This is a genomic window from Stagnimonas sp. FW305-C-60 (genome assembly GCF_058782965.1).
The window spans coordinates 296,279-320,584 of sequence record NZ_JBYSYF010000001.1; the positions used below are offsets into that span (position 1 = coordinate 296,279).

Annotated in this window: 22 protein-coding genes and 1 riboswitch; of the genes, 13 read left to right on the forward strand and 9 right to left on the reverse strand. The window is 64.6% G+C overall.

The features are described from left to right. Nucleotides 1–30 precede the first annotated feature (30 nt). The 4 genes from AC3WT6_RS01405 to AC3WT6_RS01420 all read left to right on the forward strand — a co-directional run bounded on the left by AC3WT6_RS01405 (nt 31) and on the right by AC3WT6_RS01420 (nt 4,263). Nucleotides 31–1,344, forward strand: coding sequence for a serine/threonine protein kinase (locus tag AC3WT6_RS01405; protein ID WP_492651761.1), 1,314 nt, complete (start codon nt 31–33; stop codon nt 1,342–1,344). Nucleotides 1,345–1,352: 8 nt separating this feature from the next. Next, nucleotides 1,353–2,468 (forward strand): ATP-binding domain-containing protein, encoded by a 1,116-nt coding sequence (locus AC3WT6_RS01410; protein WP_492651762.1) that lies wholly within the window; start codon nt 1,353–1,355, stop codon nt 2,466–2,468. 2 nt (nt 2,469–2,470) lie between these two features. Further along, nucleotides 2,471–3,754 (forward strand): hypothetical protein, encoded by a 1,284-nt coding sequence (locus tag AC3WT6_RS01415; RefSeq protein ID WP_492651763.1) that lies wholly within the window; start codon nt 2,471–2,473, stop codon nt 3,752–3,754. Between the two features lie 182 nt (nt 3,755–3,936). After that, complete coding sequence (locus tag AC3WT6_RS01420; protein ID WP_492651764.1) at nt 3,937–4,263, forward strand: hypothetical protein; 327 nt, start codon at nt 3,937–3,939, stop codon at nt 4,261–4,263. 222 nt (nt 4,264–4,485) lie between these two features. Here the strand turns inward: AC3WT6_RS01420 and AC3WT6_RS01425 are convergent, their stop codons facing one another. Together AC3WT6_RS01425 and AC3WT6_RS01430 are read right to left on the reverse strand one after the other, a co-directional pair. Continuing rightward, complete coding sequence (locus tag AC3WT6_RS01425) at nt 4,486–5,025, reverse strand: cob(I)yrinic acid a,c-diamide adenosyltransferase (RefSeq protein ID WP_492651765.1); 540 nt, start codon at nt 5,023–5,025, stop codon at nt 4,486–4,488. A gap of 235 nt (nt 5,026–5,260) precedes the next feature. Then, on the reverse strand, nt 5,261–7,111 hold the full coding sequence (locus AC3WT6_RS01430) for a TonB-dependent receptor domain-containing protein (RefSeq protein WP_492651766.1): 1,851 nt from the start codon (nt 7,109–7,111) through the stop codon (nt 5,261–5,263). A 115-nt stretch (nt 7,112–7,226) separates the two neighbouring features. After that, nucleotides 7,227–7,453, reverse strand: a riboswitch (cobalamin riboswitch). Nucleotides 7,454–7,538: 85 nt separating this feature from the next. Between AC3WT6_RS01430 and AC3WT6_RS01435 the strand changes: the two genes are divergently transcribed. After that, the gene (locus AC3WT6_RS01435) at nt 7,539–8,333 is read left to right on the forward strand and encodes an inositol monophosphatase family protein (RefSeq protein WP_492651767.1); all 795 of its coding nucleotides are present in this window, start codon (nt 7,539–7,541) and stop codon (nt 8,331–8,333) included. Nucleotides 8,334–8,378: 45 nt separating this feature from the next. After that, nucleotides 8,379–9,188, forward strand: coding sequence for an SDR family oxidoreductase (locus tag AC3WT6_RS01440; RefSeq protein ID WP_492651768.1), 810 nt, complete (start codon nt 8,379–8,381; stop codon nt 9,186–9,188). A gap of 6 nt (nt 9,189–9,194) precedes the next feature. Here AC3WT6_RS01440 and AC3WT6_RS01445 read toward each other — a convergent pair whose 3' ends face one another. Together AC3WT6_RS01445 and AC3WT6_RS01450 are read right to left on the reverse strand one after the other, a co-directional pair. Next, complete coding sequence (locus tag AC3WT6_RS01445; RefSeq protein WP_492651769.1) at nt 9,195–9,407, reverse strand: cold-shock protein; 213 nt, start codon at nt 9,405–9,407, stop codon at nt 9,195–9,197. Between the two features lie 157 nt (nt 9,408–9,564). Continuing rightward, nucleotides 9,565–10,059, reverse strand: a complete 495-nt coding sequence (locus AC3WT6_RS01450; RefSeq protein WP_492651770.1) for a DUF4864 domain-containing protein — start codon at nt 10,057–10,059, stop codon at nt 9,565–9,567. A gap of 67 nt (nt 10,060–10,126) precedes the next feature. Between AC3WT6_RS01450 and AC3WT6_RS01455 the strand changes: the two genes are divergently transcribed. From AC3WT6_RS01455 to AC3WT6_RS01475, 5 genes are all read left to right on the forward strand, one after another. Beyond that, entirely contained in the window at nt 10,127–10,897 is a 771-nt protein-coding gene (locus AC3WT6_RS01455) for a M48 family metallopeptidase (RefSeq protein WP_492651771.1), read from the forward strand. Nucleotides 10,898–11,017: 120 nt separating this feature from the next. Further along, entirely contained in the window at nt 11,018–11,782 is a 765-nt protein-coding gene (locus tag AC3WT6_RS01460) for an SDR family oxidoreductase (RefSeq protein WP_492651772.1), read from the forward strand. A gap of 51 nt (nt 11,783–11,833) precedes the next feature. Continuing rightward, nucleotides 11,834–12,994: a PQQ-dependent sugar dehydrogenase gene (locus tag AC3WT6_RS01465; RefSeq protein WP_492651773.1), complete on the forward strand. Its 1,161-nt coding sequence runs from the start codon at nt 11,834–11,836 to the stop codon at nt 12,992–12,994. Further along, complete coding sequence (locus tag AC3WT6_RS01470; protein WP_492651774.1) at nt 12,991–13,611, forward strand: class I SAM-dependent methyltransferase; 621 nt, start codon at nt 12,991–12,993, stop codon at nt 13,609–13,611. Before AC3WT6_RS01465 ends, AC3WT6_RS01470 begins: the two co-directional genes overlap by 4 nt. A 107-nt stretch (nt 13,612–13,718) precedes the next feature. Beyond that, complete coding sequence (locus tag AC3WT6_RS01475; RefSeq protein WP_492651775.1) at nt 13,719–14,648, forward strand: alpha/beta fold hydrolase; 930 nt, start codon at nt 13,719–13,721, stop codon at nt 14,646–14,648. Nucleotides 14,649–14,672: 24 nt separating this feature from the next. Here AC3WT6_RS01475 and AC3WT6_RS01480 read toward each other — a convergent pair whose 3' ends face one another. Then, nucleotides 14,673–15,326 (reverse strand): hypothetical protein, encoded by a 654-nt coding sequence (locus AC3WT6_RS01480; RefSeq protein WP_492651776.1) that lies wholly within the window; start codon nt 15,324–15,326, stop codon nt 14,673–14,675. A 361-nt stretch (nt 15,327–15,687) separates the two neighbouring features. Between AC3WT6_RS01480 and AC3WT6_RS01485 the strand changes: the two genes are divergently transcribed. After that, complete coding sequence (locus AC3WT6_RS01485; RefSeq protein WP_492651777.1) at nt 15,688–18,606, forward strand: M36 family metallopeptidase; 2,919 nt, start codon at nt 15,688–15,690, stop codon at nt 18,604–18,606. A gap of 235 nt (nt 18,607–18,841) precedes the next feature. Then, nucleotides 18,842–20,605: a C4-dicarboxylic acid transporter DauA gene (dauA, locus tag AC3WT6_RS01490; RefSeq protein WP_492651778.1), complete on the forward strand. Its 1,764-nt coding sequence runs from the start codon at nt 18,842–18,844 to the stop codon at nt 20,603–20,605. A 46-nt stretch (nt 20,606–20,651) separates the two neighbouring features. Here the strand turns inward: dauA and AC3WT6_RS01495 are convergent, their stop codons facing one another. From AC3WT6_RS01495 to AC3WT6_RS01510, 4 genes are all read right to left on the reverse strand, one after another. Continuing rightward, nucleotides 20,652–21,689, reverse strand: coding sequence for an oligopeptide/dipeptide ABC transporter ATP-binding protein (locus tag AC3WT6_RS01495; protein WP_492651779.1), 1,038 nt, complete (start codon nt 21,687–21,689; stop codon nt 20,652–20,654). Between the two features lie 89 nt (nt 21,690–21,778). Then, nucleotides 21,779–22,291: a Dps family protein gene (locus tag AC3WT6_RS01500; protein WP_492651780.1), complete on the reverse strand. Its 513-nt coding sequence runs from the start codon at nt 22,289–22,291 to the stop codon at nt 21,779–21,781. Nucleotides 22,292–22,370: 79 nt separating this feature from the next. Further along, nucleotides 22,371–23,351 carry an SDR family oxidoreductase gene (locus AC3WT6_RS01505; protein ID WP_492651781.1) on the reverse strand — a complete coding sequence of 327 codons (981 nt, stop codon included), beginning with the start codon at nt 23,349–23,351 and terminating at the stop codon, nt 22,371–22,373. Between the two features lie 40 nt (nt 23,352–23,391). Further along, nucleotides 23,392–24,243 (reverse strand): lysophospholipid acyltransferase family protein, encoded by an 852-nt coding sequence (locus AC3WT6_RS01510; protein ID WP_492651782.1) that lies wholly within the window; start codon nt 24,241–24,243, stop codon nt 23,392–23,394. Nucleotides 24,244–24,306 lie beyond the last annotated feature (63 nt).

The following is a 24,306-nucleotide window of genomic DNA, read 5'->3' on the forward strand; positions in this document are numbered from 1 at the left end:
TCACTTCGAAAGCCTCGCCAAATAAATTCCATGAATAACGTTCGTCACCTTGAAGGGGCCGTTGTAAATGGCTGGGTATTAGAAAGAAAACTAGGCGGTGGCGCGGACGGAATTGTCTACAGCGGAAGAAAAAGAGGGGTTCAGGCTGCAGTTAAGGTTTACATCCCGGAGGCAGTGAAGAAATATGGCTACGATCAACAGCTTCTGAGGCTCCAGGAACAGTTGAGCCTCAGAGGGGCAAAGCATCATAAGAATCTCGTCGAAATTCTCGAAGGCGGCGAATGGCCTGAGCTAAATACTCTGTTTCTAGTGATGGAATTGGTTCCCGGAGATACCTTGGAAAATCTAACTTCGACGTTTCCAAGGGAGCATATCGCGCCACTATTAAGTCAGTTGGTTGATGCGGCAAAGTTTCTTGCGGTAGACAAGGGCTGTTTCCATCGAGATATAAAACCCGCAAACATTATTATCAGCGCAGATTATTCGAAGCTAACCCTTCTTGATCTCGGCATCATGCTTCGGCCAGCCAGCCTCGACGAGAGACTATCCGGCGAAGATTTCGTTGCTTCCACTCGTTATAGTCCTCGGGAGTTTGTTTGGCGAAACGAAGACAGCTCGAACGAAGGCTGGCTTGCCATCACGTACTATCAAATTGGAGCAACGCTTCATGACATGATAATGCGCAAGAAGCTATTTGCAGGGTTTGATTCTCCCGCTGCTGTTCTGTTTGATTCCGTAAGGGATAGGGCGCCTGACATCCAAGCTCCCGACGTTGATCCTTGGTTAGTTGCGCTCGCAGAAAGATGTCTAACCAAGGACTGGACCGAACGATTGGAAGTTGTTAGTTGGGATGCATTCAATAAGCAAGCAACCGGCGAACCCGTCGATTTTGAAGAGCAAGAGCGTCAACTCCGATTCCGTCAAATCAAAGCAGCAGAAATCATTGAGGCGGTGTCAGCGCCAACTACAGATCCTGCTAGCTCGGGACTGGATTTGTGGAATCTTCAAGAGGGACTTTTTTCTCAAGTTCGAAGCTATTTGAGAAAATCGACTGTTTTCCCAATGAGCACGGTGACGCCTCAAGTCGCTTCTGAATTTGAATATTCTTATAGTTTTGAGTTCAGAGAAGATGAAAAACTAAGCTTTCCCGCCGGAGTTTCCGTTGTGATCCGTGTTGCCAAAAGTTCTGCAAGCGCATTTCACTCGGATATTTCAGTTCAAGGTTTTGTTAAAGGGGAGCTAAAGTTAAATGCAGCATGGACGGAGATATTCACTGTTCAGGCGGCGCTAGACAGTTGTTTGAAGACATTGCTTCATTTTGCTAGCTCAATTATTCCTCAATAGGCAGAGTGATGACTACTTATTGGATAGCCGCTGAAGATCTGGATGGCGATCAGATTCATGCTGCAGATACGATTGACCCTCTAGAGAACTTTCTGTTGATCGGCCCAGCGGGATCTGGCAAGACCAATATTATTTTATTGCGTGCCAAGCAGATGGCCTTTCTGAATCGCGGAGACTTCAGAATCGTTGTTTTTACTGCAAGCCTAAAAAATTTCATCAGGCAGGGCTGCGAACAGTATGGCGTTCCCGAATCAAACGTCGTAACAGCGACGACGTTTTTCAGAGATCTGCTTCACGAATACAAAGTTGATTTTACATCGATGCCCGACTTCGAGGCTGAAAGACAGCATCTCGCCGGATTGGTTACTTCGCTGATCGACTCACGAGGCCTTTCGGATCAGCTATATCCTGCGCTATATATTGACGAGGCGCAGGATTACACTGATACTGAGTTATTAATATTTAGAAAGCTGACCAAAACATTGGTTCTGGTGGCCGATAATCGACAGTCAATTTATAGAAACTCGCAGACACCCGATATTCTCGGGAGGCTGGTTAATCAGAATATAATTCGACTGAACTTTCACTATAGGACGGGCACCAAGATTTGCAGGGTTGCGGACGCGATTTATTCCGACAAGGTTACATTTCCCGATATTACTCCCTATAGCAAGTACGACGAGGATGCAATGCCATCATCTATCACTATGTCTAACTTGCCAAGCTTTGATTTGCAAATTAGTAAAATTGTGGAATTAATTTCTGGGCAGTTGGATTTATATCCGGGAGAGAAAATTGGGGTGCTATTTCCTAAAAGAGATCAGCGCGATGCTTTTTTGGAGGCAATTAAATTTGGCCCACTAGATGATAATGATCAGCTTTGGGTTGATACAATACATGGCTCGAAGGGCCTCGAATTCCGGGCCGTTCATATCGCCGGCTGCGAAGTGTTATCGCGAATGGGACCTGCCCAAAAGCGTCTAATTTATACAGGTGTGTTGCGCGGGAAGACGGCGGTAAGTTTGTATTATAGTGGAGTAGTTCCGCCATATTTGACTACGGCTATGGCTGCCTTGAAGCCGCCTGCGCGGAAGTCGTCGTTTAGCGACTTATTTAAGAGATAGCAATGTTGGTCAAAAATACAAAATCCCTTCTTGGTCTGATTAATGCGAAATCGGACAATCGGCGCTCCGACCTTTTTTCGTATAGCGGAAAACAGGTAGAGGCGACTCACTCTTGCTACTGGTCGGCAGAGAAAGACTCATTGTCGTTGCCTATATATATCGTCCCCGAGTCTGACGATCTTGCCACATTCTTTGCGGCGCTCAATGCTTATTACCCGAGTTTTGCTCCGATAACCTCGTTGTCGTATGTGGTCACACGTGAGCAGTTTGAGTCGGCGATGGAAAGCGACCGCTCTCAAGCGCACATCCTTCCAGACAATTCCTTGTTCTTGGGGCTCGCAATAGGCGAGGCCTTGTCCGCCGTTGGCATGGAGTCAGGCGATGCGACCCCAGCAATTTACTCGACGATGCGCCGAACACTCGGTTTCGCCATTGCCCGAGCTAGGTTTCTTTATCCAACCATTCGCTCCGACGAAGTCTCTGGTCGGTGGCTTCATTGCAGAAGTATTTTAGGTAAAGGAGCAAATAAGGCTTCTTCTGAGGCTGCCGTATATGTGGCATCTGTTCTTGATAACGCGTATCGAGGCTCTGTAAAAAGTGACGCGCTCAGCGACTACCTCGGTGGAGAGCTATCAAAGCTGGACTTTATTAGGTTCCTTTCTCGAACATACCCCCAAATCTTAGAGCTGTCTGGCCTTTTCACCGAAGCGTTCGATAGGAGGAAAGCCGCTTTCGATCGAATCGTAGCGGCGGTCGACGAGAATGATCGTGGTGGAGATTTAAGGGCTATATGCCTCGCGTTTTTCTGCAATGAAATTGCGCCTGGAACGTTGAATCATATAAATATCGCCAACCGACTTGCTGGCAGAGATGCGGATATCTTGCTTTGGTATGCGGTCTTCGCCGCGAAATCGGAGGAATTCGAATCTGGACGAATATTTGCAGGCGCCTGCAATAAAATAATTCGTGATATATGTGGATATTTCAATAGCGACGCGCGACCTGACTGCGATATTTCCGTCGATGAACTTGCGGTTATCTCGCGACTTCCGCTCAAACTATCGACGCTTAAACCTCTTCATGGCCGCTCACTTATAGTAAGTTTGCTCCCGGGCGTTAATACAATAAGCCGCGCTTTTTCGGAGGATGTACGTTCCCATGATGACAGCGGAGACGAACGGGCCGAGATGATTTTCTCGCTAGTCAGGACCGCTCACGATGCTTTATCTCAAGCGAGAAAGCTAACTGGCGAGTCTCCGAAGCGTCCTAGAAAATCGGGGAGATAGGTTACGTGTTCAGCTTTGAGACTCTTGCATTTTATCGTGGGGAACGAAGGCGCCCTGGCATTTCACTGAATCAAGTTCGAAAGGACAGGATGCCTCGGAACACCCCGGCGGCTCTTCATCTCGCCGCGGATGGTTGGTTCTTGTCGAAGTTCGGATGTCGCTTTAGATCGGGTGCAATTTTTGTGACGTCCTCTAGCTTCGTTGCTCAGACATATGCTGCGTCGAATCAGCATGGCGGCCAAGTTGTCCGGGTAATACCGATTGGCCCTTATAGCTACTGTTGGTCGCCGAACGTGCGCGATTTGTACGTAAGTATCGTTTCGAATAACGTCACCGACGTTCCCAGTTTCCTTTCGCAGCAATTTTATTGCTGCGACCAGCTTGATGAAGCAGAGAAGTCCGGCAACGAAGTGATGCTCTTTTGTGAAAAATATTTGGCAGTCCCCGTCGAACTATTGGGGATGAGTCAATCTTCTGCCGGCAGCCCGGGGCTGATAACGTTGCTTTGAAAACTAGAAATACCGGTGGCTTATGCCAGAACAAGCCTGCCGTAAGCGTCTCCACCCAGCTGCGGATTCAACCGCTGGATGCACACACTGATCCTGCTTGGAGCAAGGATCGATCGCTAGTGCCCTTCGCTGCTTCCGAACTAGAGCATAGGCCTCTTGGATGATCGTCAGCTGTTGGCACCCATTAGCCGTTTGCATTTCAGCGCAAACAGCAGCCCCTCGCTAACCGCGCTTCCAGCTCACCTCGCCGCCGGCGCCGCGCGCGAGCACGCGGCAGCAGACGAACAACAGATCAGACAGTCGATTGGCGTAGTGCAGGGCGTGGAGGTTCACTGGCTCCTGCGCATTCAGCACCCACAAGGCGCGTTCGACGCGGCGCGCCACGGCGCGAGCCAAGTGCGCGCGCGCGGCGGCCTCGCCGCCGCCGGGCAGCACAAATTCCTTCAAGGGCGGCAGGGTTTCATTGAGATCGGCCAGGCACTGGTCGAGACGCAGCACATGCGCCTCGGTGATCAGCTGCGCCGGCGGCATGGACAACTCACCGCCCAGGTTGAACAGCTCGTGCTGGCAGGGTGCTATCGCGGCGCGCACGCCGGCTGGCAGCTCCACCGCAAGCACCAGACCCAGGCAACAATTCAGCTCGTCGACATGGCCCATGGCATCGACGCGCGCATGGGTCTTGGCGATGCGCTCGCCGGTGGCGAGGCCGGTTTCGCCGGCATCGCCGGTGCGGGTGACGATCTTGGAAAGGCGGTGGCCCATCGAGTGACTAACCTGGATTCGGGGGATTGCTCGCCGCGACAATGGCGTTTCAACTCGCGCTCTGCAAGCGGCTTGAGCCCCTCGCCCCTTGTGGGAGAGGGTGGCCCAAAGGGCCGGGAGAGGGGGAGCGAGCGCAGCGAGTGCCTTTACGTTGTGACGGGTCTGCAACTCGCTGCGCTCGCCCCCTCTCTCCAACTCTCTCCCACAAGGGGAGAGAGGGCTTCACCTCGGCGGACTACCAGCTCCAGCGCAGGGTGCCGTAAGTGGCGAGGCCGGACTGCTGGTAGCCGAACACCGTCACGTAGTCGCGGTCGAGCAGGTTCTCGACCTTGGCGGACAGGCTCCAGCCCTGCGGCAGCTTCAGCTCGCCGGTCAGGTTCACCAGGGTGTAGCCGCCGTTCTTCACCGGCTGGCTGGGGAAGCTGCCGAAGTCGACATCGTCGCGATCGCCCACCGCCTGCACATTGAGGCCCAGGCGGTGCTCGCCAATGCGGCGACTCAAGTTGGCGGTGAGCGACTTGCTGGCGCGGCGCAGCAGGCGCTCACCGGTCGCCTCGTTCTCGGGCTTCTGCAAGGAGCCGTTGACGCCCAGCGCCCAGCGGCCCACGGCGAGCTGATAGTCGAGTTCAACGCCGGTGATCTTGGCGCGGTCGACGTTGACATAGGTGGTGTTGAAGCTGGCGTCGGTGGCGGTTGCGATCAGATCCTTGATCTTGTTCTCGAACACATGCAGGGCGAGCGTCTGCGCCTGGCCGAGACGCGCCTTGAGGCTGGCTTCGAGATTGCGCGACTCCTCGGGATCGAGATCGGGGTTGGCAAAGAACGAGAACGCCGGGAACGACAGGAAACGCTCGGAGGCATTGGGCGCGCGGAAGGCGGTGCCGTAGCCGATGCCGACGGTGAGATCGCGAGTCAGGTCGTAGCCCAGATCGATGGCGCCGGTGGTGTGGCCGCCGAAGCTGTCGTGATCGGTGTAGCGCAGCGCGCCCAGGGCGCTGAAGGCGCCGTAGCGCAGGGCGTCCTGCACGAACAGCGCCTTGCTGAGCGTGGAGGCGTCGAACTGCGCGTCGGAGACGCTCGCCTTGGTGTCTTCGTCCTGGTAGTTGAGGCCAACCGTGAGGCGGTGCGCGCCGAGCGTGACATCGTTCTGCCAGTCCAGCGCGCGGCGCTCGGTGCGGTAGTAGTCGGGCACGGTGCCAAAGCCGACCTGCTGCTCGTCGCGGTCATCGCCGCCCAGCTGCAGGGCCAGGGTGCTCATCCAGCCGGCCCACAGCGGCCGCTCCCAGGCCAGGCGGCTGCTGCGGCGGCTGTAGTCGTACTGCTTGGCCTGGGTATCAAAGGCCGAGCCCAGGTAGTCGGTATTGCCGTCGGCCTGCAGGTGGCTGAGGCTGAAGCGGTTCTCGCCGATCTGCGCGTCGCCGTTGAAGCTCACGGCAAGATTCTCGTGGCCGGCCGCCACCTGGCTGCCGGCAAACGGCGGATAGCCGTCGCTGTCCTGCTGCTGCAGCGTCAGCGCGAGGCCGCCGTCGGCCTGGCGGTAACCGAGGCGGGCGCTGTAATCGCGACTCTGGTAGCGGCCGGCGCCCGCCGCCAGTTGGCCGTGGAAGCCCTGGGCCGCCTGGCCACGGGTGATGATGTTGATGACGCCGCCAACGGCGTCGGCGCCCCACTGGCTGGAGCGCGGGCCCTTGACCACCTCGATGCGCTCGATCGACTCCAGCGGAATGTCCTCGATGGCGGCCAGGCTGTTGATGCCGTCGTTGAGGCGCACGCCGTCGATCAGCACCAGCGTCTGGTTGCTCTCGGCGCCGCGGATGAACACCGTCAGCGGCGACTGACCGGGGCCGCCGCTGCGGATCACGTCGATGCCGGCGATGAGGTTCAGCGCCTCGCCGATGTCGGCGGCTTGCAGCAGGTCGAGCTGTTCGCGGTCGATGACGCTGACCGCGGCATTGACCATCGAGGCCAGGGTGGCGGTGCGGGTGGCGGTGACCAGCACCGGATCGAGCGGCGTCGGCTCGGCGGCAAGGGCGAGGTTGGGGGCCAGCAGGCTGGCGACCAGCGCCGCGTGGGGGTACTTCTTCATGAGCATCATCTCCCGGCCTTGCGTCCCCGCAAGGCCCTAGGTGGGTAAGGCGGACCCAGGGAGAACGAGCTTCGGCGCGGCCGGAAACGAGCCACGCCGGCTTCGCCCACCGCGAATCCGTGCTGGCTCGAAGGCCGGTCTCCGGACTCGCAGGCTGAGGGCGCCGGCAATGCCAGGCCCTCGTCGGTCTCCGCCTTCCCGGCGCGGCTGCGCCAGTGGCTCCAAGGGAGATCGATTCCTGCTCACCGTTGCGGGGGCAGCGCCGGTATTGCACCGGCTTCCCGTTTAACCCTCCGGGCGATGGGGATCGCACCTCGGGGCACCGTCAAGCGCGCGCACTGTAGAGCCGGCGAACCGGCCGCGCAAACCCGCAGGCGGACGAGCCGTTTAAGCTAGGCGCCCCGTAAAGCCAGCCTGACCTTTCACCATGAGTCCGTTTCTCAACGCCGCCCTCGAAGCCGCCCGCGCCGCCGACGCCGTGGTGCGCGCCCATTACCGCAAGAACTTCGAGGTGCGCATCAAGGCCGACGCCTCGCCGGTGACCGAGGTGGACGAGGCGGCCGAAGCGGCGGTGAAGGCGGTGCTGCTCAAGCACTTCCCCGGCCACGGCTTCTTCGGCGAAGAGAGCGGCAAGGACAACGCCAGCGCCGAATACCTCTGGCTGGTCGACCCCATCGACGGCACCAAGGCCTTCGTGCGCGGCTACCCGATGTTCTCCACCCAGATCGCGCTGATGCACCGCGGCGAGCTGATCCTGGGTGTCTCCAGCGCGCCCTGCTGGAACGGCGGCGCCGGCGAAACCTGCTACGCCGAGCGCGGCCAGGGCGCCTACCTGCTCGGCGCGCAGGGGCCGGAGCCGCTGCGGGTCAGCGACATCGCCAGCCTGGCCAAGGCGACGCTGTCTCTGGGCAATCTCGCCACGCTCGCCGCCTCGCCGAGCTGGGCGCGCCTGGGCGCGGTGATTCCGCAACTGCACCGCATCCGCGGCTATGCCGACTTTCTGCACTACCACCTGCTGGCCTCGGGCCGCATCGACGCGGTGGTGGAAACCAACGTCAACATCCTCGACATCGCCGCCCTGGTGGTGATCGTGCGCGAAGCCGGCGGCGTGTTCACCGAGCTGGACGGCGGGCCGATCAGCCTGGCCACCACCAGCGTGCTGGCCAGCAATGGCGCCTTGCAGGAAACCCTGCGCACGGCGCTGGCCTACACGCCGGCCTAGCCGGCCGCGACCAACAAAAGAAGAACCATCGTGGGAGGAGAACCCATGCAGCAGAGCATCGATTACCGCGGCAAGACCGTGTTCGTCGCCGGCGGCACCTCCGGCATCAACCTCGGCATCGCCCACGGCTTTGCCCGCGCCGGCGCGAAGCTCGCGGTGCTGTCGCGCTCGCCGGACAAGGTGGCAGCGGCGGTGGCGGCCCTGCGCGAGCACGGCGGCGAGGTGCGTGGCTACGCCGCCGACGTGCGCGACTACGCGGCGGTGGAAGCCGCGCTGGCCAGCGCGGCGAGCGAGCTGGGCTGCATCGACGTGCTGATCTCCGGCGCCGCCGGCAACTTCCCGGCGGCGGCGCTGGGCATGTCCGCCAACGGCTTCAAGACCGTGATCGACATCGATCTCCTGGGCACCTACCACGTGTTGCGCGCCGCCTATGCGCACCTCAACAAGCCGGGTGCGAGCATCGTCAACATCTCCGCACCGCAGTCCTACAACGCCATGCAGTTGCAGATGCACGTCTGCGCCGCCAAGGCCGGCGTCGACATGGTCACCCGCGTCGCCGCCATCGAGTGGGGTGCGGCCGGAGTGCGGGTGAACTCGGTAGTGCCCGGCCCGATCGCCGATACCGAGGGCATGAAGCGGCTGGCGCCGACTCTCGCGCTGGAAAAAGCGGTGGCCGACAGCGTGCCACTGCGGCATTTCGGCAGCGTGGACGACATCGCCAACTGCTGCCTCTGGCTGGGCTCGCCCTTGGCGCGCTATGTGACCGGCGCGGTGATTCCGGTCGATGGCGGCTGGAGCCTGGGCGGCACCAGCATCACCGCCAGCGGCCTACAGCAGGCGGCGGGCGGGCACTGAGCCCGCTTACTGCGGCGTCACCTCGTCGGCCTGTGGACCTTTCTCGCTCTGCACCAGGCTGAAGCTCACCAGCTGTCCCTCGCGCAGGCTGCGAAAGCCTTCGCCCTGGATCTGCCGGAAGTGGACAAAGACGTCTTCCTCGCCCTCGCCGCGGCGGATGAAGCCGAACCCCTTGGCGTTGTCGAACCATTTCACGGTTCCGGTAACGCGTGACGACATGCAGCGATCCCCTCTAACTCCAAACCGGTATTGCCAGAGGCAGGCGGCGCGCCTGCTTGGGGCTTTCGCCCCCTCCCGGGCCGGGATTTCTTTGACCGGTAATTTAGTGTGGCTCGGCGGGCTTTGGAAATCCCGGCGACAGCGGCCCGGAGCCCGCTCAGGTCTCCGGTGAGGTCGCGGCGTCCGCGGGCGGGATCACGCCCTCGGTCCGCCAGCAGCCGGGGCAGGACGGATCGTCGGCCCGGCGCAGCAGGAACACGAAGCGGTAAACCCGGCCGGAGCGGCTGGTGACCTCCACCGGCACCGAGACCTGCCCACCCCGCTCGATGGCGGCCAGCACCACCGCCTGACGATGATTGATGAGCGCGCCATAGGGGCCGCTGCGCAGCAGCCGCGAAAAGCGCGGCAAGGGGCCGGTCTTGCGCTGGTTCTCCGGCGAGGCGAAGCGGAACACCGTGGCGAATCCGGCTTCCGGTGCGGGTTCGTCGACCTGGCGCAGGGCGGCCAGCTGCAGGCTGACCACCGTGCGCGGGCTCTGCCCCGGCTCTGGCTGGATGACCACCGCCGGCCCGCGCAGCCAGGCATAGGCCAGCAGGCCACCGCCGAGCAGCGGCAGCAGCCACAAGGCGGCGGGTCTGAGCGGGGACGACATGGCGGACAGGCTTCCGATCCGGGTGGGCTTTCGTATCATGCGCCCAGCCTCGTCCCTGGAGTTGCCCATGCGCCTGCGTCCCCTGACCACCGCCCTCGTCACCGGCCTGCTGCTGGTGGCCTGCGCAACTTCGCCACTGGGGCGTCGGCAGCTGATGCTGGTCTCGCAGTCGGAGGTGACCGAGATGGGCATCGCCTCCTACCGCGACATGCAGAAGAAAACCCCGGCCACCAAGGACCCCAAACTCAATGGCTACGTGAGCTGCGTGGCGCGCAAGGTCACCGCCGAGATCCCCGGCAACCAGCAGTGGGAGGTGACGGTGTTCGATTCCAAGGACATCAACGCCTTCGCCCTGCCCGGCGGCAAGATCGGCGTCTACACCGGCCTGCTGAAGGCAGCCACCAACCAGGACCAGCTGGCGGCGGTGATCGGCCATGAAGTGGCGCATGTGCTGGCCAATCACTCGGCCGAGCGCATGTCCGACCAGATGGCGGCCGGCCTGGGCGCGCAGGTGGCGAGCATCGCCACCGGCTACGACCCGCGGCTGTTCGAGATGGCCGGCAACGTCTTCTTCGTGCTGCCGTTCTCGCGCACCCACGAGTCCGAGGCCGACCTGCTTGGCCTGGACCTGATGTCCAAGGCCGGCTTTGATCCACGCCAGTCGATTCCGCTGTGGCAGAACATGGCGCGCCTGGGCGGCGACAAGCCGGCGGAGTTCATGTCCACCCACCCTTCCGACGAAACCCGCATTCGCCAGCTCTCGGAGCGGCTGAACGTATCGATGCCGATCTACGAGCAGGCGCGCGCCGCCGGCAAGAATCCGCAGTGCGCGCCCTGAGGCGAAGCCGATAGAAGTAAACCAGCCGACCCGGCTACTCGCGGCAGGCCCAACCTTGGGCAGGTGACGGCGCGGCGGTGCTTGCGCACACTGGCGGCCTTTCGCAAGCCGACCCTCGCCATGAATCCGCAAACAGTACTCGTCACCGGCGCCAGCGCCGGGTTTGGTGCCGCCATCGCCCGCCGCTTCGCCGCCGACGGCGCCCGACTGGTCCTCGCCGGCCGCCGCGGCGAGCGCCTGCAGGCCTTGGCCGATGAACTCGCCGTGCCCTGCCTGGCCCTGCCGCTGGACGTGCGCGACCGCGCCGCCGTCGAAGCCGCGGTCGCGGCGCTGCCAGCCGAGTTCGCCAGCGTCGATCTGCTGGTGAACAACGCTGGCCTCGCCCTGGGTATGGAGCCGGCGCAGCGGGCCAGCCTCGACGACTGGGAGCAGATGGTCGATACCAACATCAAGGGCCTGCTCTACCTCACCCGCGCCCTGCTGCCGGGCATGGTCGCGCGCGGTCGCGGACACATCGTCAACCTCGGCTCCATCGCCGGCGAATGGCCCTACCCGGGCGGCAATGTCTACGGCGGCACCAAGGCCTTCGTGCGGCAGTTCTCGCTCAATCTGCGCGCCGATCTGCTGGGCACGCCGGTGCGGGTCAGCAATGTCGAGCCCGGCCTTTGCGGGGGCACCGAGTTTTCCAATGTGCGCTTCCACGGCGATGACGCCCGCGCCGCCAAGGTCTACGAAGACACCCAGCCGCTGACCGCCGAGGACATCGCCGACACCGTGCACTGGATCGCGACGCGGCCGGCGCACATCAACATCAACACCATCTCGCTGATGCCGACCTGCCAGGCCTTTGCCGGCCTGGCCGTGCATCGCGGCCCCCTGGGCTAGGGCGTGATACGCCTGAAGCGCCCGGGCCGCCGCGCGGCGCTGCTGGCTGTCATGCTGACAGCCTTGTCGCTGGCGGCCTACCGGCAGGGCGACCTGCGCGCCAGCGCCGCGGCAGCGGGGCAGCCTCTGGAATTCCCCTCGCAGGCCGGAACCCTGGTGCTCAGCGAGCTGACACGCGGCCTGGAGCAGCCCTGGTCGCTGGCCTTTCTGCCGGACGGCGCCATGTTGGTGAGCGAACGCCCCGGCCGCCTGCGCCTGGTCAGCCGCGAGGGCCAGATCGGCGCGCCGATCCGCGGACTGCCGGCGGTGCATGCGCGCGGTCAGGGCGGGCTTTTGGACGTGGCACTCACTCCCGATCACGGCACTACTGGCGGTATCTGCTTCAGCTACGCCGAGCCACGCGGCGAGGACGGCAGTGCCACGGCGGTAGCCTGCGCGCGCCTGGACCGCGCCAGCGCCAGCCTGCGCGAGCTGCGGGTGATCTACCGCCAAGAGCCGGCCCTGGCCGACAGCGACAACCACTACGGCTCGCGGCTGGCCTTCGCGCGCGACGGCACGCTGTTTGTCACCTTGGGCGAGCGCTACACCGGCCGCGCCCAGGCGCAGACGCTGGACAACGGCCTGGGCAAGGTGGTGCGCCTGCGCGTGGACGGCGGCATACCGGCCGACAATCCCTTTGTGCGGAGCAGCGGCGCGCGGCCGGAGATCTGGAGCTACGGCCACCGCAATCCGCAGGGCGCGGCGATCCACCCAGAAACCGGCGAGCTGTGGATCAGCGAGCATGGTCCCAAGGGCGGCGACGAATTGAACCGGGTACGGCCGGGCCGCAACTACGGCTGGCCGGTGATCACCTACGGCCGCGAATACTCGGGGCTGAAGGTCGGCGAAGGGCTCACGGAAAAAGCTGGCATGGAGCAGCCGCGGCACTACTGGCTGCCGTCGATCGCCACCAGCGGGCTGGCCTTCTACACCGCCGACCGCATCCCGGCCTGGAAGGGCAGCGCCTTTGTCGCCTCGCTGAAGTTCGGCCAGCTGGCGCGGCTGAGCCTGGAGGGCGACAGGGTGGTCGCCGAGGAGCGTCTGCTGGAAGGCCTCAACCGCCGCCTGCGCGACGTGCGGCAGGGGCCGGACGGCGCGCTCTACCTGCTTACCGACGAAACCGAGGGCGCGATCCTGCGCCTCGATCTGATCAAACACTTAAGAACCCCATGAGCCTCTACGACCGCTACCTGCTGCCGCACCTGATCGACTGCGCCTGCGGCAACCGCCATGTGCGTGGCGAGCGCGCCCGCATCGTGCCGCTGGCGCGAGGCCGGGTGCTGGAGATCGGCATCGGCACCGGCCTCAACCTCGAACACTACGATCCGGCGCGGGTGAGCAGCATCTACGGCGTTGATCCCGCCGCCGAGATGCAGGCGCTGGCGCGCAAGCGTGCCGCGCACATCGGCATACCGGTGCAGACCGTGCCCCTGGTGGTCGAGCAGATCGGCGCCGAGGACGCCAGCTTTGACAGCGTGGTCTGCACCTTCACGCTCTGCACCATTCCCGACGGCGTTTCGGCGCTGCGCGAGATGCGGCGCGTGCTCAAGCCGGGCGGCGAGCTGCTGTTCTGCGAACACGGCCTGGCGCCAGACGCCAGCGTGCGCGCCTGGCAATACCGGCTCAATCCCTGCTGGAAGCCGCTGGCCGGCGGCTGCAATCTCACCCGCGACGTGCCGCAACTGCTCAAGGACGGCGGCTTCGCCACCACCGCGCTGGAAACCAAGTACCTGCCCGGCCCGCGGCCGATGACCTACGTCTACAGCGGCCGCGCGGTCGCGGCGCAATAGCGCCCAGCAGCTCCAGGCACCGCCGGGGGCGGATTTGCTACCGCAGGGCGGGGTTCGGGGTCGGGATGGCTTTCAACAATGGCGATTGTCGTTAGCGTCTCCAGCCTATGAACCACGCACAGATGCGCGACGGCGCCAGGCTGCACTACCACTCGCTCGGACGCGGGCCCACGGTCGTGCTGCTGCACGGCTTCGCGATGCCAGGCTTTCTCTGGCTGCCCTTCATCGCGCCGCTGGCGGCGCGCTACCGCTTCGTGCTGCCGGACCTGCGCGGCTTCGGCGGCTCGCACCAGCTGGCGCTGGCGCGGCCGCAACTGCTCGACCAGCACGCCGACGATCTCGCCGACCTGCTGGCCCATCTGGGCGAGAGCGAGGTGATCCTCGGCGGCCTGTCGATGGGCGCCTGCACCAGCCTGCAATACCAGCGCCGCTACGGCATGGCCGGCGTGCGCGCCTATCTGCACATGGACCAGGCACCCTGCGTGCTCAACGGCCCGGACTGGCGCGACGGCCTGCTCGGCAGCCGGCAGGCGATCAAGCTTGGCCAGTGGAGCGGCCTGATGCGCGATCTCGAACACTGGCGCGGCCAGCGCTTCGAGCAGATTCCGGCAACGCTGCGCAGCCGGCTCTGGCAGACCCTCGCCGAATTCTTCAGCCATGCCTTCGCCGGCCGCGCCTGGCAGGGCATCAGCGGCCTGGCCCGCCACGAGGCGCTGATCCGCCGGGTGGCGCCGATCAGCAACTGGCCGATCTACATGGACGCCCTGCGCAGCTATCTGCGCGACGACTACGACTGGCGGCCGAGCTTGCCGGCGATGCCGGTACCGATGCGCGCCTTCGTCGGCATGGATTCCACCATGTACCCGGCGCGCGGCCAGCTGCGCCTGCCGGAATGGGTGCCGCACTGCGAGCTGGTGCGCTTCGAGCACTGCGGCCACGCGGTGCCGTTCGAGAGTCCGCGCAAGTTCGTCTGGGAGCTGGGCAAGTTCCTGTCCACGCATCGCCGCGAGGCGCGGCCGGTGACCGTCACCGCCTGAGGGCGAAATGGGGATCTGCGGCGCTCAGTGGTTGCGGCAATTCAGGTCCCACATCCGGGCGTTTATCTCGCGTAGTCGCTGCCGATACCACTCCGCCTCCTGCCCAGAGTGGAACTCTCGGGTTCGGGCGTTGATGCTCTGCTTTTCTCGCTCAAGCGAGTAGCAATCTCCCGGCGGAGTCCGCGGCCGCGCCGGACTGCGTTCAGCCGTCCATGCGGGTGCGGGTCGAGGCGGCCCGGGCAAGGCCTCCTGAACCTCGGGCAGAGCCACCGCACCAAACCCATGCGCCTGGGCATAGCGGGCGTAATCGCCACAGGCCGAGCGTTGCAGGGACGGATACTCGCCGCCGGCATTCATCCGGGTCATGCGCTGGCAGTAGTCGCGCAGCGAGTCCAGCCGGCTCCACTCGGAGGCGCTGGGCCCCACAGGCGCAGGCGACGCCGGACTGCCGTAGTCGGGCCGGGGCGGCATGCTCGCCGTGGCGGGCGGCGGCTCTGGCACTGCGGGCGGCGTTGCTGCGACCGGCGGCATCGGCCTGGGCTTGCTGTACTGGTAGGCGAACATCAGTCCGACGGTCAGCAGCAAGGCGACGATCACCACCTTGAGCAGCTCGCCGGAATCGTCTCCGGGCGGCCCTCGCCGCTGCGCCGGTCGCACCGGCGGTCGTAAGTCCTTCATCCCTGATTCCCTGGTTCTGGATTGCTTTGATCCAAGCGTCCGCTCCGGAACGCCGCGACATCCTGCCCGCCCTGAGGCCAGCGCGCCAGCGCGATCCCGATTGGCAACCTGAGACTGGAGTCGGCACGACTTGTGCTGCATATTCGCCGCCCGCCGGGACTCGTGAAATTCGAGAAAACCGGCAACAAACAGTGCAGGAAGCACAGAGAAAGTTTGGAATTTGTCGATTGTTTGTCAATCGCACGAACTCCATACCCCAACTATCAGACTCAGGCTCACGACGAGCTCTGAGTGGGGTGTTGTTCTGGGTCTCCTTCCCGGTTTGATCCTTCAACCTTTGTCATTAGCCCCCCGAGTTTCGATGAAACTGCAAACCTTCTGCATCTCTACGGCCATCAGTCTTGGCCTGGGCGCGAGCCTGTCTCCCGCATTCGGCTCCGATTGCGTCGCACCGACCGACTCCAAGGCGCTCGGCCACGCCAGCCTGCTGGCGAAGTCCGGCCGCCTGGGCAGCCACGAAACCGGCGGCCTGCCCAACTTCGACCGCAGCCGCAGCGAATACGCCGCCAAGCTGGCACCGATCCCGGGCGGCTTTGGCGGCCGCCACCAGAACGCGCTGTACGACCGCAACCTCGGCCTGCCGACTTTTCTGTGGGCGGAGAAAACCGCGACCGCCAAGGCGGTGGGCGCGCTCACCGAACGCGAGCAGCTGATCGCCCGTGCCCGCGAGCAGCTGCGTGCCGAGGCAGGGCTGCTCAAGCTCAGCGAGGCGATGATCGCCGAGGCCGAGGTCAGCGACGCCCAGTACAACGGCAACGGTCCGGCGGTGGTGCGCTTCAAGCAGAGGGTGAACGGCGTCGAGGTGTACGGCCGCAGGCTCAATGTGCTGCTCGACCGCGCGGGTACGCCGGTGGCGGTCTCCGGCTATTTCGCCAGCGACTACGACGCCACCGCCGCCAAGGCGCTGAGCTTCAAGCGCAGCGCCGCGCAGGCCATCGCGGCCGGCTGGGCCAGCCTCGGCGGCAAGCTGGAAGCCGGCCTGCTGAAGCCGGCGTTCGAGCGCCATGGCTATCAGTGGTTCTCCACCGCCGCTCTGGGCAGTCAGCAGGGCTTCGAGCGCCTGCCGCGCGCCAAGGCGCTGTACTACCCGCGTGACGGCCATCTGGAGCCGGCCTACTACGTCGAGCTGTTCTCGCAGAGCCAATCGCAGGGCGAGCTGGGCGCCTACGGCCTGGTGGTGTCGGCGGTGGACGGCAGCATCCTGCACCGCCGCGATCTGGTGGCGCGCGCCACGCCATTCAGCTACCGGGTGTTCGCCGACGACGCCAGCAATGCCTACACGCCCTACGACTCGCCGCTGGGCAATGGCTATACGCCCTTCCCCGGCAGCTCGCCGAGCGAGCGGCTGGAACGCATCAGCGACGTCAGCGCCCAGATGATCACCCTCAGCGACGCCGGCATCGGCGATCCCTGGCTGGCCGACGACGCCAGCAAGACGGTGGGCAACAACGTCAGCGCCTGCATCGACGTGGTCGACTCGCCGACCTCGGGCCTGATCAGCAGCCCGCTGCTCGATCCCATCCTCAACACCTGCGTGGCCCTGGTCGGCGACATCTACCCGGCCACCACCGGCGACCACAGCTTCGACTACGCGATCGAGCCGGACGAAGACCCCAGCCACGACAACGCCAAGAACGCGGCGGCGGTGAGCCTGTTCTACATCAACAACTGGCTGCATGACTGGTGGTACCAGCACGGCTTCAACGAAGAAGCCGGCAACGCCCAGACCAGCAACTACGGTCGCGGCGGCGAAGAGGGCGACCCCATCCTCGCCCAGGGCCAGGACGCTTCCGGCCGCAGCAATGCCAACATGGCCACCCCCGCCGACGGCTCCTCGCCGCGCATGCAGCAGTACCTGTTCGACGGCGTCATCAAGGGTAGCGTGCAGCAGGTGGCGCCCAGCGAGGGGCAGCCGCTGCTGTTCTCGGTGGGCAGCTTCAGCCCGGCCAGCTGGGATCTCGCGGCCACCTCGGTGGTGCTCGCCGACGACGGCTACGACGTCGCCACCGACGGCTGCGGCATCGTCAACCCCGACCCCACCGGCCTGACCACGCTGCTGATCTCGGCGCTGCCGGCACTGCCTCAGCTGTCGCTGGCCGGCAAGATCGCCCTGGTGGACCGCGGTACTTGTTCGTTCACCACCAAGGCGCGCTTCGCACAGCTGTCCGGCGCGGCGGCAATCGTGGTGGTCAACAATACCGACGGCGATCCGATCCCGATGGGCAATGCCGATCTGCCGATCAGCCTGCCCTACATCTCCACCGACTTCACCTACACCACCCCGGCGGTGATGATCCGCCAGGAAGACGGCGACGCCATCAAGGCGCTGCTCGCCGAAGGCAAGGACGTGCAGCTGAAGCTGAGCCGCGAGGCCAGCACCGATCTCGACGGCACGCTCGACAACCAGATCGTCGCGCACGAGTTTTTCCACTACGTACACCACCGGCTGACCAACTCCAGCAACCAGCAGTCCGGGGCGATGAGCGAGGGCTGGGGCGACATCGACGCCTTCCTGCTCTCGACCCGCCCGGAAGACCGCCTGGTGCCGGGCAACGACCACTACCAGGGCGCCTATGGCCTGGCCGGCTATGTGGTGAACGGCTTCTACTCCGGCATCCGCCGCGCGCCCTACTCGACGGACATGGAGAAGAACGCCTTCACCTTCAGGCACATCTCCGATGGCGAGGCGACGCCCGACGGCGGCGATGGCGCCACCAACTCCGAGGTGCACAACGCCGGCGAGATCTGGGCCAATGCGATGTGGGAGTGCTATGTGGGCCTGCTCAACGACCCGCGCCACAGCTACGCCGAGGCACAGAGCCGGATGCAGGACTACGTGATCGCCGGTCTGAAGATGACGCCGGACGACGCCACCTACACCGAGGCGCGTGATGCCATCCTGGCGGCGGCCTATGCCACCGACTTCCAGGACTTCAGCGAGTGCTCGGCCGGCTTCGCCAAGCGCGGCATGGGGCGCGACGCGGTGTCGCCGGCGCGCGACAGCACCGACCTCACCGGGGTGGTTGAAGACTTCACACCCATCGCCTGCGCGGTCGAGGGCAGCTCGTCCTCGGGCGGCACCAGCTCCGGTGGCACCAGCTCGGGCGGTGGCAGTTCGGGCGGCACCAGCGGCAGCTTCGGCGGCGCGCTCAACCTGCTGCTGCTCTTGCCCCTGCTGGGCCTGGGCCTGTTGCGCCGTCGTCGTCGCAGCGCCCAATAGCAACAGACCCCGGCAACAAACCCGACCCCGGCACCCATTGGTGCCGGGGTTTTCTTTTGCGCCGTGGCGGAAGCCAGCCTCCAGGCGGCAAGCCGACGGTTTGCGGCACAATCGCCGCATGACTGCAGTACTGCTTGCCAAGGCATGCATCAGCGGACTACGGCCGGCCCAGCCCCTGCCGGCAGCCGTGGCTGCGTCAGCAGCTTGCAACGCGCGCTGAACCGGAGCTGCCCTCGTGCCCACCGTTCTTCACCGCATCCGGCGCGCCTTTCCGCCCCTGGGCATCGCCCTGCGCGAATCGCTGGCGGAGGGCTACGGCCGGCGCGAGCTGCGCGCCGATCTCCTGGCCGGCATCTCGGTGGGCATCATCGCGGTGCCCCTGGCGCTGGCGCTGGCCATCGCCTCCGGCGTGCCGCCGCAGCATGGGCTCTACACCGCCTTCATCGCCGGCGGGCTCACCGCCGCCGCCGGTGGCTCGCGCTATAGCGTCACCGGACCGACCGCCGCCTTCGTGGTGATCCTGCAACCGATCGCCGCCAGCCAGGGCCTGGGCGGCCTGCTGCTGGCGACGCTGATGGCCGGGCTGATGCTGATCGCGCTCGGCTGGGGGCGGCTGGGGCAGCTGATCCAGTTCATCCCGCACCCGGTCACCACCGGCTTCACCAGCGGCATCGCCCTGGTGATCGCCAGCTTGCAGCTACACGATTTTCTGGGCCTGAAGTTTCAGCCGCACGCCGAACATTTCGCCGGCCGCCTCGGCGAACTGGTCGCGGCCCTGCCCAGCTTCAGTCCCTGGGAAACCGGGCTGGGGCTGTCCGTACTCGGCCTGCTGATCGTCTGGAACCGGCTGAAGCTGCCGGTGCCGGCCTATCTGGTCGCGGCGGTGTTCGCGGCACTGGCCGGCTATGCGCTGGAACACCTGCTGCCGGGAGTGGACATCACCACCGTCGCCGACCGCTTCAGCTATGTACTCGACGGCCAGATCCACGCCGGCATCCCGCCGATGCTGCCCAGCCTGCAACTGCCCTGGAATCTGCCCGGCAAGGATGGCGCGCCGCTGGAGCTGTCCTTCGAGCTGCTGCGCAGCCTGGTCGGCCCGGCTTTCGCCATCGCCATGCTCGGCGCCATCGAGTCGCTGCTGTGCGCGGTGGTGGCCGACGGCATGACCGGCAAAAAGCACGACCCCGACGCCGAGCTGGTCGCCCAGGGCCTGGGCAATGTGCTGGCGCCGCTGTTCGGCGGCATCCCCGCCACCGGCGCGCTGGCGCGTACCGCCGCCAACATCCGCACCGGCGCCCGCTCGCCGATCGCCGCGATCAGCCACGCGCTGTTCGTGCTGGCCTGCATGCTAACCCTGGCGCCGCTGCTGTCCCTGCTGCCGATGTCGGGGCTGGCGGCGCTGCTGCTGATGGTGGCCTGGAACATGAGCGAGCGCCGCAACTTCCGGCACATCCTGCGGGTGGCGCCGCGCGGCGACGTGCTGTTGCTGCTGACTGCCTTCGTGCTGACGGTGATGGTCGACATGGTGATGGCGATCACCGTCGGCGTGGTGCTGGGCGCGCTGTTCTTCATGCACCGCATGTCCAAGGTGTCGATGGTGCGCCTGGTCGGCGAGAACGCGCCCGACGCGCCCCAGGGCCTGCCCAGCGATGTGCGCTATTACGAGATCGCCGGCCCCCTCTTCTTCGGTGCTGCCGAGCGCGCGATGGAAGGCTTGCGCCGCCACGACCGCAAGGTGCGGGCATTGATCCTCGACCTGTCGGCGGTGCCGACCATCGACGCCACCGGCCTGGTGGCGCTGGAGGCGGTGCTCGACGACCTACACGAGGCCGGCATCTATGTCGCCATCTGCGCCGCACAGCGCAATGTGCTGCGGGTGCTGCGCGAGGCCGGCTACTTCAAGGAGCCGGGGCGGCGCTGGTATTTCCGCAATGTCGCGGCGGCGGTCAAGCGACTGGCGGAGCCGGCAGGCACCGACCACCCAGCCTCAGCGCCCTAGGACCTGCTAGCACTAAGGGGGTCGCTGCGGCGGAGGGCTGCTTTTCCTAGGCGGGCAGCGGCAGGCCCTGGGGCCAGGTTTCGGCCAGCTCGGAGAGCTCCGGCGCGCTGAAATGGCAGGCGGCGTGGTGGTCGAGACCTTCACCAGTGCGGCGCAGCGTCGGGGTCACCCGGCCACAGTAGTCGTCGGCGATCGGGCAGCGGCTGCGGTAGACGCAGCCCAGCTGCGGCAGCGACAGGTCCGGAGCCTCGCCCTCCGGAGTCTCGCTCTTGCCTTCGGCCTTGGCCGCGCCCTCGCCGGGAATGGCCCGGATCAGCGCCTGCGTATACGGATGCACCGGCCGCGCGAACAGCGGCTCGCGGGCGCCCTGCTCCATCACCCGGCCGGCATACATCACCAGGAGCCGGCTGCACAGCTGGCGCACCACGGCGAGATCGTGGGCGATGAACAGGATGGCGAGCTGGCGCTCGCGCTGCAGCTCGGCGAGCAGGTTGATGACCTGGGCCTGCACCGAGACATCCAGCGCCGACACCGGCTCGTCGCAGATCAAGAGCTTGGGCTCGACCACCAGGGCGCGCGCGAGGCCGACCCGCTGGCACTGGCCGCCGGAGAGCTCCTTGGGCCGACGCACGCCGTCGCCGGCATCCAGGCCAACCCGCTCCAGGATCGCCGCCACCCGGCGCGCGCGTTCGCTGGCGTCCAGCTCCGGGCGCAGGGCGATCAGCGGCTGCTCGATGCTCTTGGCGACGCTGTGCCGGGGATTGAGGCTGGCCAGCGGGTCCTGGAACACCATCTGGATGTCGCGGCGCAGTGGCCGCCACTCCTTCTTGCTCAGCTTGGCGAGGTCGCGGCCGAGGAAGTGCACGGCCCCGCCGGCGATCGGCTCCAGGCCAGCCAGGGCACGCGCCAGACTGGACTTGCCGCAGCCGGACTCGCCGACCACACCCAGGGTCTCGCCCGGCTCCAGATTGAAATTGATGCCGTCCACCGCCCGCAGCTGGCGCTTGGCCTGCCAGGGCGCCCAGCGCCGGATCGGATACTGGACGGAGAGACGGCGGACGGTAAGCAGGGGCGGCGCGGACATGCCGGCATTTTCGCACAGCGGCCGCCGACGGCCGCCATGCCCGTTTCAGGTTTCGCCCCCGCAACCGTCGACGGGGACGGCGGCGCGGTTTATTCGAGCAGCGCGCGCAACATCCAGGCGGTTTTCTCGTGCACCTGCAGACGCTGCGTCAGCAGATCGGCAGTCGGCTCGTCGCTGGCCTGGTCGGCGATCGGGAACACCGAGCGCGCGGTCTTGGCGCAGGCCTCGTGAGCCTCGACTAAGAGCCGCACCATGGCCATCGCCTCCGGCACGCCCTCGGTTTCCTTGATCGAGGACAGCTTGGCGTACTGGCTGTAGGTGCCCGGCGCCGGGAAGCCCAGGGCACGGATGCGCTCGGCCACCAGATCCACCGCCAGCGCCGACTCGGTGTAGTGGGTCTCGAACATCAGGTGCAGGGTGTTGAACATCGGCCCCGTGACGTTCCAGTGGAAGTTGTGGGTCTTGAGATAGAGCGTGTACTCGTCGGCCAGCAGGCGCGACAGACCGTGGGCAATCGCCTTGCGGCTATCGGCGTCAATGCCGATGTCGATGCTCGGCGCCTTGCCGGCGTTCTTGGCCTTAACCTTTTCCTTCTTGCTCATCACCGCTGCCTCCGTTCACGGGAAATGCCCTGTCGCGGATACTGCGCCCGCCGGCGTCATTGCGGCCAGTTGTTTGCGCTTATGAGCTCGATAGCTTGGTCTTGCGGTAGTAGGTGAAGATGTCGTTCAAGTTGCGCTTGGGCTTCCAGCCGAAAGTCTCGTTGAACAGCCGGCCGTCGAGGATCACCGGGTACTTGAAGTAGTTGATCAGGTAGGGGGGGAAGAACGCGCCCCAGTTGAGCAGGCTCGACATCAGCTTCGGCACCATCGGCGGAATGCCCGGGATCGGCAGCTTCTTGCAGCCGCATTCCTCCACCGCCCGCTGGTAGGGGATGTAGTCGTCGGGGGCGACGTTGTAGATGCCCGGCTTGTTCTGCTCGAAAGCCAGCACCAGGGCGTCGGCCATGTCATCGACGTGCAGGAACTGCATCATCGGCGAGAAGCCCAGCAGCACCGGCGTGAAGGTGTGCGAGAGCAGCAGGCTCATCGAATTGCGTACACCCGGGCCCAGCACATTGCAGGGCCGCAGGATGGTGATGTGCAGCTCCGGATGCTTCCACAGGTAGATGTTGGCGAGGCTTTCCAGCTCCACCGAATCGACCAGGTCCATGGTCACCTCGCTGGCCTTCAGCGGGTGGCTCTCGTCGAGCAGCGCCGGGTTGTAGGCCGACGCCCCGTAGACGTAGTAGGTCGAGTGGATCAGCACCTGGCCGACGCCGTACTTCTTGCACAGTTCGAACAGCTTCTTGGCGCCCAGCACATTGGCGTTGTAGCGGCGATCGCGCGAGGACTCGTGGGCGAAGATGCGGCCGATGTGCAGCACCGCGTCGATCTTGTGGTTGAGGAAGATGTCCTCGAAACCACGCTTCTCCATCTCCACCTTGTAGCTGGGGATGCCGGCGTCGGTCTCGACCTTGCGGCGGAAGTCCACCGCGACCACGTTGTAGCGGCCGTGCAGGCGGGCGATCACCCGCTTGGCCAGGGCCCCGGCGGCGCCGGTGACCAGTACCGTTTTCTTGTTTGCTGCACCGTTGGCTGCTGCTTTCTTCTCGACGGCCATGCCGCGTTCTCCTGTAGTTTTTTGCACCGCGCCGCGCCGCTCAGTAGATGCTGGTGCGTTCCTGCAGTCCCTTGTTGATAAGCCGCTGGATCTCGGCCTTGACCTGCTCGACGCGGGTGGTGACCTCCTCCTCGGTACGAACCGGCGTGAAGTGCATCGGTTCCCCGAAGTTGAGGATCACCTTGGCCGGCAGCGGAAACGGCGCCGGCACCACCGGCACATAGGGCACGCCCAGCAGCTTGGCCAGGGGGGCGAGATTGGCGACGGCCGGCATGGTCTCCTCGCAGCCGACCACGCCGCAGGGGACGATCGGCGTGTGCTGGTTCATCGCCAGGTGCATGAAGCCGTTGCCGAAGCGCTGCAGCTTGTAGCGGTCCTTGTAGAGCTTGCCGGAGCCGCGCACGCCTTCGGGGAAGACGATGATCGCCTCCTCGGCCTCCAGCATCTTCACGCAGTTGACCGGGTCGCCGATCACTCCGCCCCAGGAGTTGAGCAGATTGCCCAGCCAGGGCACGGTGGGGAAGAAGCGCTCGATCATCGCCCGCGCCGCCCGCGGGCCCTTGGGATTGGTGGCGGTGGCGATGCCGATCAGCACACCATCCATCGGCAGCTGGCCGGAGTGGTTGGGGACGATCAGCACCCGGCCGTTCTTGGGGATGTGCTCCAGGCCGTGCACCTGCACCCGGAAGTAGTGGTCGTAGAGCAGCTTGAAGACGGCGATGCCGACCTTGAAGGAGTCCTCGTTGTAGCCCCAGGCGTCAAAGCCGAAGCTGCCGACCGGCTTGGGGATCTTCGCCACCAGAGCCTCGATCTCCGGCGTCACTAGCCGCCGCAGCACCTCTTCCTTGGCGCTGAAGTTTTTCAGCAGGCTGAGGACTTCTTGAATTTGCATTTCTTATAGGCGGCCTTGGCGGGCCGTTCTCCCCTAGTCGAACAACTCGAAACGATTATTGAG